At 66.6% G+C, this 14,073-nt stretch carries 13 protein-coding genes; 5 read left to right on the top strand and 8 right to left on the bottom strand.

Annotated features, from left to right (window positions below; translation table 11 throughout):
* Positions 1-30: 30 nt before the first annotated feature.
* Genes lpdA through AC4PRM_RS04055 form a run of 5 tightly spaced genes read right to left on the bottom strand, consistent with a single transcriptional unit; the run spans position 31 to position 6,114 of the window.
* Positions 31-1,428: a dihydrolipoyl dehydrogenase gene (gene lpdA, locus AC4PRM_RS04075; RefSeq protein WP_492038889.1), complete on the bottom strand. Its 1,398-nt coding sequence runs from the start codon at positions 1,426-1,428 to the stop codon at positions 31-33.
* The gene (locus AC4PRM_RS04070) at positions 1,425-2,027 is read right to left on the bottom strand and encodes a hypothetical protein (RefSeq protein ID WP_492038888.1); all 603 of its coding nucleotides are present in this window, start codon (positions 2,025-2,027) and stop codon (positions 1,425-1,427) included. The genes lpdA and AC4PRM_RS04070 overlap by 4 nt, the downstream gene beginning before the upstream one ends.
* Positions 2,028-2,031: 4 nt before the next feature.
* Positions 2,032-3,753 (bottom strand): dihydrolipoyl dehydrogenase family protein, encoded by a 1,722-nt coding sequence (locus AC4PRM_RS04065; RefSeq protein WP_492038887.1) that lies wholly within the window; start codon positions 3,751-3,753, stop codon positions 2,032-2,034.
* A 1-nt stretch (position 3,754) separates the two neighbouring features.
* Positions 3,755-4,876, bottom strand: coding sequence for an alpha-ketoacid dehydrogenase subunit beta (locus AC4PRM_RS04060; protein ID WP_492038886.1), 1,122 nt, complete (start codon positions 4,874-4,876; stop codon positions 3,755-3,757).
* 2 nt (positions 4,877-4,878) lie between these two features.
* On the bottom strand, positions 4,879-6,114 hold the full coding sequence (locus AC4PRM_RS04055; RefSeq protein ID WP_492038885.1) for a 3-methyl-2-oxobutanoate dehydrogenase (2-methylpropanoyl-transferring) subunit alpha: 1,236 nt from the start codon (positions 6,112-6,114) through the stop codon (positions 4,879-4,881).
* Between the two features lie 148 nt (positions 6,115-6,262).
* On the opposite strand from AC4PRM_RS04055, the gene AC4PRM_RS04050 reads away from it, so the two are divergent.
* The 4 genes from AC4PRM_RS04050 (at position 6,263) to AC4PRM_RS04035 (ending at position 9,828) form a co-directional block, all read left to right on the top strand.
* Complete coding sequence (locus AC4PRM_RS04050; protein WP_373256999.1) at positions 6,263-6,751, top strand: Lrp/AsnC family transcriptional regulator; 489 nt, start codon at positions 6,263-6,265, stop codon at positions 6,749-6,751.
* A 104-nt stretch (positions 6,752-6,855) separates the two neighbouring features.
* Positions 6,856-8,211 (top strand): SMP-30/gluconolactonase/LRE family protein, encoded by a 1,356-nt coding sequence (locus AC4PRM_RS04045; protein WP_492038884.1) that lies wholly within the window; start codon positions 6,856-6,858, stop codon positions 8,209-8,211.
* Positions 8,212-8,222: 11 nt separating this feature from the next.
* Complete coding sequence (locus AC4PRM_RS04040) at positions 8,223-9,161, top strand: pirin family protein (RefSeq protein ID WP_487921115.1); 939 nt, start codon at positions 8,223-8,225, stop codon at positions 9,159-9,161.
* A gap of 46 nt (positions 9,162-9,207) precedes the next feature.
* Entirely contained in the window at positions 9,208-9,828 is a 621-nt protein-coding gene (locus AC4PRM_RS04035; RefSeq protein WP_492038883.1) for a hypothetical protein, read from the top strand.
* A 49-nt stretch (positions 9,829-9,877) separates the two neighbouring features.
* Here AC4PRM_RS04035 and AC4PRM_RS04030 read toward each other — a convergent pair whose 3' ends face one another.
* Positions 9,878-11,317: an alpha/beta hydrolase family protein gene (locus AC4PRM_RS04030; protein ID WP_492038882.1), complete on the bottom strand. Its 1,440-nt coding sequence runs from the start codon at positions 11,315-11,317 to the stop codon at positions 9,878-9,880.
* A 24-nt stretch (positions 11,318-11,341) separates the two neighbouring features.
* Between AC4PRM_RS04030 and AC4PRM_RS04025 the strand changes: the two genes are divergently transcribed.
* Positions 11,342-12,328 (top strand): LLM class flavin-dependent oxidoreductase, encoded by a 987-nt coding sequence (locus AC4PRM_RS04025; protein ID WP_492038881.1) that lies wholly within the window; start codon positions 11,342-11,344, stop codon positions 12,326-12,328.
* On the opposite strand, the gene AC4PRM_RS04020 is transcribed toward AC4PRM_RS04025, so the two are convergent.
* Together AC4PRM_RS04020 and yihA are read right to left on the bottom strand one after the other, a co-directional pair.
* Entirely contained in the window at positions 12,323-13,282 is a 960-nt protein-coding gene (locus AC4PRM_RS04020) for an alpha/beta fold hydrolase (RefSeq protein ID WP_492038880.1), read from the bottom strand. The two genes, AC4PRM_RS04025 and AC4PRM_RS04020, sit on opposite strands and share 6 nt — an antisense overlap.
* 41 nt (positions 13,283-13,323) lie before the next feature.
* Positions 13,324-13,965, bottom strand: a complete 642-nt coding sequence (yihA, locus tag AC4PRM_RS04015) for a ribosome biogenesis GTP-binding protein YihA/YsxC (RefSeq protein ID WP_487921110.1) — start codon at positions 13,963-13,965, stop codon at positions 13,324-13,326.
* Positions 13,966-14,073 lie beyond the last annotated feature (108 nt).

The following is a 14,073-nucleotide window of genomic DNA, read 5'->3' as shown; positions in this document are numbered from 1 at the left end:
CCCGGCGACGACAGGAAAAGCTCTGCTGATCTAGATGTGGATCGCATGCCCCAGGGCCCGCAGGCTTGCCTCGTGGAAGGCCTCGCCTAGCGTCGGGTGGACGTGGATGACGCCGGCGACATCTTCCAAGACCGCACCCATCTCCAGCATCTGGGCGAAGCTGTTCGACAGTTCGGCGACATGCTGACCGACGGCCTGGATGCCCAGAAGGCGGTGATCGGACTTCGAGGCCAGCACGCGCACGAAACCACCGTCCTCGCCCGCCTCGATGGCGAGCGCTCGGCCGATAGCGGCCAGCGGGAACATGGCAGTGATCACGTCGTCGCGGCCCTCGACGTCCAGTGGGCCCAGGCCTGCCGACACGATCTCCGGCTCGGTGAAGCAGACGGCGGCGATGGTCACCGGATCAAACCGTTTGTCGTGTCCGGCGATGATCTCCGCCACGACCTCGCCTTGGGCCGATCCCTTGTGGGCCAGCATGGGTTCGCCGGTCAGGTCGCCAACAGCCCAGACGTTCTTCATATTGGTGGCGCAGCGGTCGTCGATCTTGACGAACGGCCCGTCCATGGTCACGCCCATGTTCTCCAGACCCCAGCCCTTGGTGCGCGGACGGCGGCCCACGGTGACCAGCACCTTGTCGGCGGGCAGTTGCATCGGCGTACCGTCGCGCGTGGTGATGGACAGCTGGCCCTCTCCGAACCCGCCGGCCTTGGCCCCCAGATGCAGTTCGACGCCGTGCTTTTCCAGCCATTTGGCGACCGGATCGGTCAGGGCCTTGTCATAGAGCGGCAGGATGCGGTCGGCCATTTCGACGATGGCGACCTGGGCCCCCAGCTTGCGATAGGCGATGCCGAGTTCCAGCCCGATATAGCCGCCGCCGACGACGACCAGACGCTCCGGCACCGCATCCAGCGACAAGGCCTCGGTCGAGGAGATGACGTCGCCGCCGAACTTCAGGAACGGCAGTTCGACCGGCTCGGACCCCGTGGCCAGGATGACGTGTTCGGCGCTGATGACGATGTCGCCCTCATCGGTCTTCACCGTGCAGGTCTTGGCGTCGGAGAAGTGGGCCCAGCCCTTGATGACCTTGACCCTGGCCTTCTTCAGCAGGGCCGCGACTCCGCCGTTCAGCTTTTTGACGATCCCGTCCTTCCAGGCGACGGTCTGGGCGAAGTCGATCACCGGGTCCGCCACGGTGATGCCCAGCGTCCCGCCATTGGCCGCCTTGGACACCGTCTCGAACTTGGACGCCGCATGGATGATGGCCTTGGACGGAATGCATCCGACATTCAGGCACGTCCCGCCCAGCCCGTCGCCGCCGTCCACCAGAATGGTGTCGAGCCCCAGCTGGCCGCAGCGGATACCGGCGACATAGCCGCCGGTGCCGGCGCCGATGATCAGGACTTTGGTTTTGAGGGTCTGGGTCATTGACGAGGTTTCTGCTTGTTGGAAGCTATGGAACGCGTGCGGCCGATCAAAAAGCCGCCCAGAAGCGAAATACCCGCCGTTCCGGCCAGCCAAAACCAATGCGGTAGGCGGGAAGCCGCTTCATCTGGCAGCCCGGGCGGAATGGGCTCCATCCCGAGCTGTCGGTAAAGTCGATCCCGCAGGGTCCGGTTCTTGATGTCGACATCATTAAGCATGCCAACGACACGCAGTTCGCCGTCTGGATCGCGGCGGGCGTAGAATAAGCCCGGGAACGTTACCGCCGGGAAGCTAAGGCGGTTACACGCTAGTCCGTCATAATCCAAAGCATAGACAATCGCGGCGGCACCAACCTCCCCTTTCAATGCGCCTCGAGGAAGCACTTCGACATCAAATGTGTCGCCTGATTTCCTGAGACTCAGGACCTCACCCACGAACACCACATCCGAAGTTCTCCAGAGGTGCTCTTGGTACTCGCGATAAAATCGATCGGTCGCCTGAGCCTCAGTCTCACCAAGTCGCCCATCGGGCAGACTGCACGCCTGGACGTCTGGCGCACCGATACCAGCCGCAATCGCAACGGCAATCAGGAGCGCCCGCACCCCCTCACCCCATCCACAATGTCGCGGGGTGCTCAAGCAGGCCCTTGATCCGCTGCACGAAGACCGCCGCGTCGTGGCCGTCGACGATGCGGTGGTCGAAGCTGGAGGACAGGTTCATCATCTTGCGCACGACCATCTGGCCGTCGCGGACCACGACGCGCTCGGCGATCTTGTTGGGGCCGATGATGGCGACCTCGGGATGGTTGATGATCGGGGTGTGAACCACCCCGCCCAGGGTGCCCAGCGAGGTGATGGTGATGGTCGAGCCGGACAGTTCCTCGCGCTTGGCCGAGCCGTCCTTGGCGGCGCCCGACACCCGCGCGATCTCGGCGGCGGTGTCATAGGGGTCGCGCGCCTCGGCGTGACGCACCACCGGCACCATCAGGCCGTTCGGGGTCTGGGCGGCGATGCCCAGATGCACGGCGGCGTGCGTGGTCAGGACCCCGGCCTCGTCATCATAGTGGCTGTTGATCGTCGGCTGGTCGCGCAGGGCCACCACGATGGCGCGAGCGATGAAGGGCAGGACGTTCAGCTTTCCTTTGCCCGTCGTCTTGGCCTGGGCATTCAGATGGGCGCGCAACTCCTCCAGCGCCGTGACGTCGATCTCTTCCACATAGGTGATGTGCGGAATGCGCCGCACGCTCTCGGCCATCTTCTCCGCGATCTTGCGGCGCAGGCCGATGATGCGGACCTCGGTTGTGCCCTCGGCCTTCGCATAGGTCGAGGCCGATGTTCCGGACACGGACGATGACTGGCTCGCGCCGGACACGAAGGCGTCCAGATCGGCATGGTCGATCCGGCCTGCGGGGCCAGAGCCTGGCACGAACTGCAGATTGATGCCCATGTCGCGCGCGCGCTGACGCACGGCGGGGGAGGCCAGCGGGCGCTGGTTCCGGTCAGAGAGGGTGCGGGCCTTGCCCGCATCCCCCGCTTCGCGGGTACTCCCCCCGGCGGGGGGAGAATGAGGCGCGGCTTTCGGTGCCTTCATTCCTCCCCCATCGGGGGTGGAGGAGAGGTCGGCGGAGCCGGCCTGACGACCGGACCGCGCTTGCGCGGTGGAGGGGGCCGGGGCAGGGGCGGAAACCGAAGCAGGTTGCGGCGCAGCCGCCACATTCCCCTTGCCCTCGACATCGAACCCGACCAGCGGCCCGCCCACGGCGATCTGCTGTCCCGGCTGGCCATGCAGGGCCGCGACCGTGCCCGCGACCGGGCTGGTCAGCTCGACCGTCGCCTTGTCTGTCATGACCTCGGCGAGGAGCTGGTCTTCCTCGACCGCGTCGCCGACCGCCACATGCCAGGCGACCAGCTCCGCCTCGGCGGTGCCTTCACCGACGTCGGGCAGTTTGAAGACATAGTTGCCGGGTGTCGCCGCAGGCGCGGGCTCTGCAACCGGAGCAGCGGACGCGACAGGTTCTGCAGCAACTGGTTCCGCCGCGCTGGCAGGCGCAGAAGAAGGCTCGGCGGCCTCCGCCGCATTCCCCGCCCCCTCGACCTCGAACTCGACAATCGCCGAGCCGACCGCCGACATCACGCCGGGTTCGCCGTGCAGGGCCGTTACCTTGCCGGCCACGGGCGAGGTCAGTTCGACTGTCGCCTTGTCGGTCATGACGTCGACCAGCAGCTGGTCTTCCTCGACCATGTCGCCGACCTTCACGTGCCAGGCGACCAGTTCGGCCTCGGCGGTGCCTTCGCCCACGTCGGGCAGTTTGAAGACGAAACGACCCATCTCAGCGACCTCCCGTCATGACGGACTTCAGGGCATCGGCGACGCGCTGCGGGCCGGGGAAATATTCCCACTCATAGGCATGAGGATAGGGCGTATCCCAGCCGGCGACGCGGGCGATGGGGGCTTCCAGATGATAGAAGCACCGCTCCTGCACCAGGGCCGACAGCTCGGCGCCATAGCCTGACGTCTTGGGCGCTTCATGCACGATGACGCAGCGGCCGGTCTTCTTCACGCTCGCCTCGATGGCCTCGATATCCAGCGGCACGAGCGAGCGCAGGTCGATGACCTCGGCGTCCACGCCGGCATGCTCGGCCCCGGCCAGCGAAACCCAGACCATGGTGCCATAGGCCAGGATGGTGACGTCGCTGCCCTCGCGCATCACCCGGGCCTTGCCGATCGGCTCGACATATTTGCCGGTCGGGACCTGGGCCAGATCCTGCGCCTTCCAGGGGCTGACGGGGTTCTGGTGCCAGCCGTCGAAGGGGCCGTTGTAAAGGCGTTTCGGCTCGAAGAAGACGACCGGATCGTCGTCCTCGATCGCGGCGGTCAGCAGACCCTTGGCGTCATAGGGGTTGGACGGGATGACGACCTTCAGCCCCGCGATATGAGTGAACAGGCTCTCAGGGCTCTGGCTGTGGGTCTGGCCGCCGAAGATGCCGCCGCCATAGGGGCTGCGGATGGTGATCGGGCTGGTGAACTGACCGCCCGAGCGATAGCGCATCTTGGCCGCCTCGCTGACGATCTGGTCGTAGGCGGGATAGATATAGTCGGCGAACTGGATCTCCACGACCGGACGCAGACCGTAGGCCCCCATGCCGATGGCGGCGGCCACAATGCCGCATTCGCTGATCGGCGCATCGAAGCTGCGGGTCAGGCCGTGCTTCTGCTGCAGCTGGTCCGTGACGCGGAACACGCCGCCGAAATAGCCGGCGTCCTCGCCGAAGCTGAGGACGTCGGGGTCCTCGGCCATCTTGACGTGCAGGGCCGAGTTCAGCGCCTGGATCATGTTCATCGGCTGCACGCCCGAAGCCGGAGCCTCGGATTTCGGAGCCGCATTCTGGTCGACCATGTCAGGCTCGATGCCGTCGGTGCGGTCGGATTCGGTGAAGGTTTGCTCGCTCATGATCAGACCCCAACCTCGCCGCGCTGTTCGGCGATGCGCCAGTCTTCGGTGGCGAAGACCTCGTTGAACATTTCCTTCACGCTGGGGCGCGACTGACCCAGGGTGCCGATGGCCTCGGATTCCTTGCCGGCGGCCCGGACCTGGGCGACCGCATCGGCCTCCGCCTCGGCCTGAGCTTCGTCCGACCATTCGCCGATCGCGATCAGGTGCTGCTTCAGGCGCATGACCGGATCGCCCAGCGGCCACTTCTCATGCTCGTCGCCGGGCCGATAGCGGCTGGGATCGTCGGAGGTGGAGTGCGGGGCCCCGCGATAGGTGAACAGCTCGATCACCGTAGCGCCCTGGTTGGTCCGTGCCCGTTCCTCGGCCCACTGGGTCGCGGCCCAGACAGCCAGGAAGTCGTTGCCGTCCACCCGCAGTGCGGGCAGGCCATAGCCGATGGCCTTGGACGCAAAGGTCGTCTCCAGACCGCCGGCGATGCCCTGGAAGGAGCTGATAGCCCACTGGTTGTTGACGATGTTCAGGATCACCGGTGCGCGATAGACGGCCGCAAACGTAAGCGCGTTGTGGAAGTCGCCCTCCGCCGTCGCGCCGTCGCCGATCCAGGTGATGGCGATCTTGTCGTCGCCCTTGTAGGCGCTGGCCATGGCCCAGCCCACGGCCTGGGGAACCTGCGTCCCCAGATTGCCGCTGATGGTGAAGAAGCCATAGTCCTTGGCCGAATACATGATCGGCAGCTGGCGGCCTTTGATCGGGTCTTCGGCGTTGGAATAGATCTGGTTCATCATGGTCGCCAGCGGATAGCAGCGCGCGATCAGAAGCCCCTGCTGGCGATAGGTCGGGAAGCCCATGTCCTCGCGCGACAGGATCATGCCCTGCGCCACCGCGATGGCCTCTTCGCCCGTGCACTTCATGTAGAAGCTGGTCTTGCCCTGACGGTGGGCGCGGTGCATCCGGTCGTCGAAGGCGCGGGTCAGGATCATCGCCTTCAGGCCCTTCTTCAGGGTCTCGGCGTCCAGGCGCGGATTCCACGGCCCGACGGCCTGGCCCTGATCGTCCAGGACGCGCACCAGGCGAAAGGCGTGATCGCGCATGTCATAGGGCGCGGTCGAAACCTCGGGCCGGTCGACGGCTCCGGCCTCGTCCAGTTTCAGATGACTGAAATCGGTGGGGTCGCCCGGACGGCCCGAAGGCTCCGGCACGCGCAACGACAGGGGTTGGCTATTGGGCTTGTTCATTCCGTCCTGCTGTCCGGTTGATCCGACCGCGTTTTCCTCGTGATCGTGGTGTTAGCATGGGGCGCTGGCCAAGGCTCGCCCAATTTCACCTTGCACTCTGCGGTTCACGGGTATTTTATTGCCCTATAATAACAATGGGAGAAACGCATTGGCTGACGATCTGGATCCCGTCGACGCCCGCATTCTGGATATCCTGCAACAGGACGCCGGTCTGTCGGTTGCCGAGGTCGCCGAGCGCGTGGGCCTGTCCGCCTCGCCCTGTTGGCGCCGGATCAAGCGGCTGGAGGACACGGGCTTTATCAGGAAGCGTGTGACCCTGCTGGACGCGGGCCTGCTGGGCCTGGATTTCGAGGTCTACGCCATCGTCAAGCTCAGCCTGCCGTCCACCGAAAACCTGAACATCTTCGACGCCGCCGTGGCCCAATGGCCCGAGGTGGTCCAGTGCGCGACGATCACCGGGCGCGAGGACTATGTGCTGCGGATCATCACCTCCGACATGCATGCCTTCGACCAGTTTCTGAGGAACAAGCTGCTCAGCCTGGGCATCGTCTCGGACTGCGAGAGCCACATCGTCACCCGCGGCGTGAAGAACGTCACCACCCTGCCGCTGGGTATCGTCACCCCTCACGTCGGCTAGCCGTATCCTCCTCTCGCCAGGCCTGGTGGATTCCGGTGCCCGGAACTGCAAAGCTGCGGCTTCGTCACCTGGGAGGGGATATGCCGCACGGATTGTTTTTGCGCGTGAAGAGCCTGTCGCTCACGCTTGCGATGCTGGGCACCGCCTGCCTGGTGCCTGGCCCCGCTGTCGCCGGGAGCCAATCTGGAGAGGTGCACACCCGAAACCAGAGCGCCGCGCCTGCGACCGAGAGCGACGTCATGGCCTTTCGTCGTCTCCGCACCGAAGCCATCGCAGCCGCCACCGCCGATGATCTGGACCTCGCGGCGGCCTTGCTGGCCCAGGCCGACGGGCGGATCCCCAATCACCCGGGTCTGATGGCTTTGCAGGCACGGGTCGACGCGGCGCGAGGAAACGGGGCAGGCGCGATCAGCCATCTGCAGCGCTATGCGCGTGCAGGCTTCATCATGAATCTTGAACGGGACGCGGCCCTGTCGGCCCTGTCGGACATGCCGGGTTTTGCGCAGGCTGCGGATCGGATCGCGGCCAACGCGCTGCCCATCGGTGCCGAGCGGCTGTCGATCCTGGCTTCCGTGCCGGGGGCGGGCCTGATCGAAGGCGTCGTGCGTGACGAAGCCGGGGAGGGCTGGCTTGTTTCCCGGGTCGCCGGACGCGACATCCTCAGGCTTCGAGGCACAGAGTTCACGACCTTCGTCGGTGCGACCCCCTCGATCGAAGGCCTCCTGGGACTGGCACTGGATACCGATACAGGGGTCCTGTGGGCCGCCAGCAGTCCGGCTCCACCCGCCGTTCATGCCCGCCAGGGCGCGACCGGCCCGGCGGCCCTCCTGCAGATCGGCCTGGACGACGGCCGCGTCCGGGCCGTCTATCCCGTGCCTGATGAACCCGGGCTTGAGCCTCGTGAACATGGCCTGGGTGATGTCGCGGTCCACCCTGACGGCACCGTCTATGTGTCCGACGGTCTGGCCGGTGAGGTCTATCGCCTGGCCCCGTCCGGAGCGGCGCTCGAAACCCTCGTCGTCTCGGGGACCCTGGGTTCGCCACAGGGACTGGTGGTGACGCCGGATGGCACGGCGCTGGTGATCGCCGACTATTCCTCGGGCCTGTGGCGGGTCGCCCTCGGCGGCGGCGCACCTTCACGCATGGTGGTGCCTGCGGATGCCGGCCTGATCGGCATCGATGGGCTGATGACAGATGGCCAGGCGATCTACGCGCTCCAGAACGGAACCGCCCCCCAACGGGTCCTCAGGCTTGTGCCCGATGCCGACTGGACGCGGATCGATACGGTAGAGGTGCTGGCCGCCAATCTCCCTCAGATCGCCGAACCCACGACAGGTCTGGTGGCAGGGGGTGAACTCGTGTTTGTATCGCGCTCGCAATGGAGCGATTTCGCCGCTGACGGATCGCTGCGTACGCCTGAACCTGCCCCGGGTATCATTGCGCGCCTGCGGCTCGACTGAAGGAAACACCGATGATCGAGATGGTGATCGACGCGCGGCGCAAGGATCTTGGCGGCTTCGAGGTGGGACGCGTGCTGCCGTTTCACAGCCGCCGGATGGTCGGCCCCTTCATCTTCCTGGACCAGATGGGCCCGGCGGAGTTCGCAGCGGGGTCGGAGGCCATCAACGTCCGCCCGCATCCCCACATCGGCCTGTCGACCCTGACCTATCTGTTCGAGGGCGAGATCATGCACCGGGACAATACCGGCGCGACCCAGGCCATCCGTCCCGGAGAGGTCAACTGGATGACCGCCGGCAAGGGCATCGTCCATTCCGAGCGCACCGATCCGCTGAAGAAGGCGACCGGCGGCCCCATGCACGGCATGCAGGCCTGGATCGCCCTGCCGGACGAGGCCGAGGAGGTCGATCCCAGCTTCCATCACCACGGCGAGGCGGATCAGCCCGCCTATGACAACAACGGCCTGTTCGCACGGCTGGTCGCGGGCGAGGCCTACGGGGCCAGGGCGGCGGTGAAGACCTCGTCGCCCCTGTTCTACATCCACTGGGAACTGGCCGAGGGGGTGCGCACCGCGCCGCCGCCGGGCAAGAGTTTCGTCGGCTCCGGCGGCTATTCCGAACGCGCCCTCTATATCGCCAAGGGCGAGATCGAGGTCGGCGACCGCACCTTCCGCGAAGGCCAGATGGTCGTGCTGGAGCCAAACGCTGAGCCGACCATCAAGGCCATCCGCCCGTCCAGCGTCATGGTCCTGGGCGGCGAGCCGGTCGGCGAGCGGCTGATCTGGTGGAATTTCGTCTCCTCCAGCCAGGCCCGACTGGATCAGGCCAAGGCCGACTGGAAGGCCGGGCGGATGAGCCTGCCAGACGAGGACTCTCTGGAGTTCATCCCCCTGCCTGACGTGCCCTCGACGCAGGAGCCTGCGCCGAAGCCGGAGCCGACCCACCCGGTGTAAGCGACGCACGACCGATTCTGACGCAGCGTCGTGTCAGCCTGTGCGCATGACCGATGCCTCGCCAGAACCCGCATCCGCCTCTTCGCCCCGGCGTATCCGCCCGGACATCGTCTGGGACAGGGCCAGAGATGACTATCTGGCCGGGGCCACGGCCGAAGAGGTCTGCCGCCGCCACGACCTTGGCCTGTCGGCTTTCAAGGTTCGTGCGCGTCAGGGCGGTTGGCGTCGCACAGATCAGCCCGCGCCCGATCCGGTCGAGGACGACATCGATCTGGACTCGCCCGCCAAACCTCGCAGTCGCATGCTGGACAAGGCCTGGCGGCGCGTATCCCATGCGCTGGATACGGGTCGCTCGACCGAGGCCATGCGCTGGATGCGGGTCCACGCCATGCTGCTGGCCGCCGAACGCAGCGAGGCCCGCGAGCGCGACTGGAATTCGGCCGAAGAGATGCGGGCCATCACCCGCACGGCTCGCGGCATAGAGGCCCAGGCCACCTCGATGATCCGCCAGATCCAGGCCGAAAATCCGCTTCGAAAGCCGCAAGTGCACACAGTGCACTCGAAGAAACCCGCTCCCGTCGCATCCACCCCACCCGACCCCGACGAGCCCGGCCTCAGCCGCGCCGAGCGACGAAGACGGCTCAAATATCGCGCCAAAGGTCCTTGAGAAGGTGTTGGGGCCCACTGGGCGCGCGGACCTGCCGGTCCGCCAGTCTTCACCGTGCCACGACCCAGTCCACCACCGTCGAAAGCGCCTGCGGGTCGATGGTGGTCTCGATGGCCTCGTACTCATTGGGCAGACCCGTCACGGCGGGCTGCATCAGATGGTTCAGATCGGGCAGGACGACCACCTCGGCATCGCGCTTGAGGCGGGATAGCACGGGCGCATTCTGATCGGCCGGCACCTGCACGTCCTTGCCGCCGTAAAGCGCCAGAAGCGGCACATCCAGACCGGCCAGGGCCGGGCCGGGGTCGTGGGCGATGAACCAGCGCGTCCAGGCACTGCCGGTCTGGCGGGCCTGCTCCTGGCGCTGTGCCACCGACGGTCCGGCGTCTGCGAGAACGGCATCCACCGCCGCGATGGTTGCGTCGGCGCTGGACGCATTCTCTTCCACGGCGCTCATGATGCGGGCCTGTATGGCGACATTGGAATCGACCACTGCCGGCGCGATCCCCATGGCGACCTGGGTGACACGGGACTGTTCGGTCAGCAGCGCCCCGCCCGACACGGCGGGTCCGGCCAGCATGACCACCCAGGCGACCGGCACGCCTTCCTGTGCCACCAGCGGCGCGATCGTACCGCCCTCGCTGTGACCGATCAGGCCGATGCGTCGTCCGTCGATCTCGGGCCTTGCGGCGAGATATGCAAACGCCGCATCGGCATCGGTGGCGAAGTCCGCACTGGTCGCCGCCGCGAACTCACCCGTCGAGCCGGCGGTACCCCGGTCGTCATAACGCAGCACGGCAATGCCACGCCGGGTCAGGGCGTCGGCCCAGACCGCGAAGGGCTTGTGGCCAAAGACCGTCTCGTCCCGGTCCTGAGGACCTGAACCGCTGATCAGGATCGCCGCCGGAAACGGCCCGTTCCCTTGCGGCAAGGTCAGCGTCCCGGCCAGTCGCACGCCCGGAGCGTCCGCATTGTCAAAGGCGACCTCCTCGGCGCGATAGGGATACGGCGGCAAGGGGTTCTGGGGTCGGACCAGTTCGGCGACCGTGGTGCTCGTGCGGGTCAGGACCAGCGGCAGGGTCACCCCGCCTTGCGACAGGACCCCGGTCAGGACTGCATCGTCGTCCGAGCGGCGTCCTTCGAACCGACCTCCCAGCGCAGGCACGGTCAGCCGCACCACCCCGCCCTCTACCGTCGGCGTATCGACTGGAATGTCGCGCGCGCCCTGATCGGGGCTGTCCATGACGGCCGTTCCATCCGGACGGATGCGGAAGACGATGCGGATGGACTGGCCGCCGACGGCCAGTGGGCCTTCCCATGTTCCGGCCAGATCGCCGGCGGGTGTGGTGGCCTGTGCAGGCGAAACGGCGACGGCGACGGTTCCCAGGATGGATGCGGCGATGATCATGGTGGCCCCCTGAACGACATGGCTGTGCCAGCTTAGGGCGCTGCGGACGCCCTCGACAACCTCGTGGGTCTTGATTGACAACGCCCTCGACCCGATCTGGCGTCCATGACCGATTTCTCAGTGCTTGACCTGTCGCCCATCGTGGAGGGCGGCGACGCCTCGCGTGCGCTCGCGGAAACCACCGCCTATGCCCAGGCCGCCGACCGGCTGGGCTTCAAGCGGTTCTGGCTGGCCGAACACCACAACATGCCGGGCATCGCCAGCTCGGCCACCGCCGTGGTGATCGGCCATGTGGCAGGGGCGACGAAGACGATCCGCGTCGGTTCCGGCGGTGTCATGCTGCCCAATCATCCGCCCTTGGTCATCGCCGAACAGTTCGGCACCCTGGCGTCCCTCTATCCCGACCGGATCGATCTGGGTCTGGGCCGCGCGCCCGGCACGGACGGCGAGACGGCGCGGGCCCTGCGCCGCTATTTCGAGGCGGCGGACCAGTTTCCGCGCGACGTGCTGGAGCTTCAGGCCTTTCTGGACGATCCCGTCGACGGCCAGCGGGTCACGGCCTGGCCGGGCGCGGGCACGAAGGTGCCGATCTGGCTGCTGGGCTCCAGCCTGTTCAGCGCCGAACTGGCCGCCCACCTGGGCCTGCCTTTTGCCTTCGCCAGCCATTTCGCGCCCGAGCTGCTGATGCAGGCCCTGCAAACCTATCGCGCCGGTTTCCGCCCTTCGAAGGTTCTCAGCGAACCGCACAGTCTGGCGGTCATCAACGTCTTCGCCGCCGAGACGGATGCCGCGGCCCTGCGCCTGTCCACCAGCATGCAGCAGGCGTTTGCCGCCGTGGTCACAGGCAAGCCGGGTCGGGTCAAGCCACCCGTGAACGACATCACCACCGTGTTGGACCCGCGCCAGATCGCCGCCGTCCAAAGCCGCCTGACCTATGCCGCCATCGGCCGGCGCGACACGGTGCGCGACAAGCTGGCCGCCTTCGCCACACAGACCGGGGTGGACGAGGTCATGGTCACCGGCATGGTCTTCGACCTGAACGACCGCATCCGCAGCCTTGAGATCACGGCCGAGGCTGTGGCGGGTCTATAGGCCAGCAAGGAAGTCCAGCAGCAGCCGGTTGACCTCCTCCGGCCGCTCCTGCTGCAGCCAGTGACCAGCCCCGGCCAGCACGTGCGAACCGCGCAGCTTGGGGAGCCAGTCCTTCAGCCCTGCCTCATGCTGACCCGAATAGTGGCGCACCGGATCACGCTCGCCGACGAGGAAGAGCGCCGGCTGAAGAATGCGCTGATCCTGCAGAAACGCCGTAAGGGCCCAGTTGCGGTCCAGGTTGCGGTACCAGTCGATCGGCCCCTTGAAGCCGCCCTTCGAAAAGGCATCGACATACTCCTGAAAATGCTCGGCGCTCATCCACGGGGGCAGGGTCGCATCGTCCGCCACCGTTGACAGGAAGTCCTGTCCGGCCGGGATGAAGCCGGTGGACTGCCGCGCATCGGGCGTCGCCCCGTCATAGGCGTAGAAGCCCTTGCGCAGGCCTGCCGAGACATCGACCTCGAAGATGGTGTGGGCATCCGCGGCCTGGAACTGGCTGATATAGAGCTCGCCCAGTCCCGCCCGCTTGGCGATGGCGGCCATGGCCGGGGTCGGGGGACCACCCGGTCGGCGCGGCTGGAACGGCACGGACAGTCCCGCCACCGCCCGGAACATGTCCGGACGCAGCAAGGCACAGTGCCAGGCCACCGGTGCCCCCCAGTCGTGCCCCACGACCACGCACTGTGTCTCGCCCAGCGCCCGCACCAGGGCGACCATGTCGCCGACCAGATGCAGGATGGAATAGTCGGCGACATCCTCCGGCTTGTCGGTGCCGCCATAGCCGCGCATGTCGGGCGCGACGGCGTGGTACCCCGCCTCGGCCAGCGCCTCGACCTGCGCGCGCCAGCTGATGCCCAGCTCGGGGAAGCCGTGGATGAACAGGACCAGCGGACCGGTGCCGGCCTCCAGGACCGACTGGCTGATCGTATCGGTCTGGATCAAGCGCGTTTGCATGGCCGCCACCCGATCATTCCCGGGCGAAGTCCGCAAGAGCCCTAGAGCACCGCCCCGGTCGTCCGCATGATCTCGGCGCGGAGCTCCGGCATGCCGTCGCCCTTCTCCGCCGAGGTGACGATCACCGCCGGATAGGCTGCGGGGCGCTTGGCGATGGCCTTCAGTGTTTCCGCCTGGACCTTGTCGGCCTCGCCCTTCTTCAGCTTGTCGGCCTTGGTCAGGATGATCTGATAGCTGACGGCGGCCAGATCCAGCGCATCCAGCGCCTCGTCGTCGACCTTCTTCAGCCCATGGCGGCTGTCGATCAGCAGATAAACCCGCTTCAGCGTGACCCGGCCCCTCAGATAGTCGCGGCCCAAGTCCTGAAATTTCCTGACAGTCGTCTTGGACGCCTTGGCCCAGCCGTAGCCGGGCAGGTCGACCAGACGCATCTTGCCGTCCAGATCGAAGAAGTTGACCTCGCGCGTGCGGCCCGGCTCGTTCGACGCCCGGGCCAGCTTGTGCATGCCGACCAGGCCGTTGATCAGGCTGGACTTGCCCACGTTGGACCGACCCGCAAAGGCCACCTCCGGCAGGTCCGGTTCCGGCAGCTGCTCGATCTTGGCGCAGCCCATGACGAAGGTCGCGGGCCGCGCAAACAGGATGCGGCCCTGTTCCAGTTCTTCATCCGTGAAATCGTCCAACACAAATCTCCGCTCATCCCGGCGAAAGCCGGGACCCAGTTATGTCCAGCCTAGCGCAGGCGCTGCAGGTCTACTGCCTGATAATGATCGCCTTAGACCGCCCACCCA

The organism is Brevundimonas sp. DW-iso22, assembly GCF_058725425.1.
Note: the sequence above shows the minus strand (reverse complement) of the source record. Positions and strands in the feature narration are given on the sequence as shown.

What these genes read in the sequence shown, in the direction of transcription:
- lpdA (WP_492038889.1), bottom strand. Translation starts at nt 1,428, where the DNA reads ATGACCCAGACCCTCAAAACCAAAGTCCTGATCATCGGCGCCGGCACC.
- AC4PRM_RS04065 (WP_492038887.1), bottom strand. Translation starts at nt 3,753, where the DNA reads ATGGGTCGTTTCGTCTTCAAACTGCCCGACGTGGGCGAAGGCACCGCC.
- AC4PRM_RS04060 (WP_492038886.1), bottom strand. Translation starts at nt 4,876, where the DNA reads ATGAGCGAGCAAACCTTCACCGAATCCGACCGCACCGACGGCATCGAG.
- AC4PRM_RS04055 (WP_492038885.1), bottom strand. Translation starts at nt 6,114, where the DNA reads ATGAACAAGCCCAATAGCCAACCCCTGTCGTTGCGCGTGCCGGAGCCT.
- AC4PRM_RS04040 (WP_487921115.1), top strand. Translation starts at nt 8,223, where the DNA reads ATGATCGAGATGGTGATCGACGCGCGGCGCAAGGATCTTGGCGGCTTC.
- AC4PRM_RS04035 (WP_492038883.1), top strand. Translation starts at nt 9,208, where the DNA reads ATGACCGATGCCTCGCCAGAACCCGCATCCGCCTCTTCGCCCCGGCGT.
- AC4PRM_RS04025 (WP_492038881.1), top strand. Translation starts at nt 11,342, where the DNA reads ATGACCGATTTCTCAGTGCTTGACCTGTCGCCCATCGTGGAGGGCGGC.
- AC4PRM_RS04020 (WP_492038880.1), bottom strand. Translation starts at nt 13,282, where the DNA reads ATGCAAACGCGCTTGATCCAGACCGATACGATCAGCCAGTCGGTCCTG.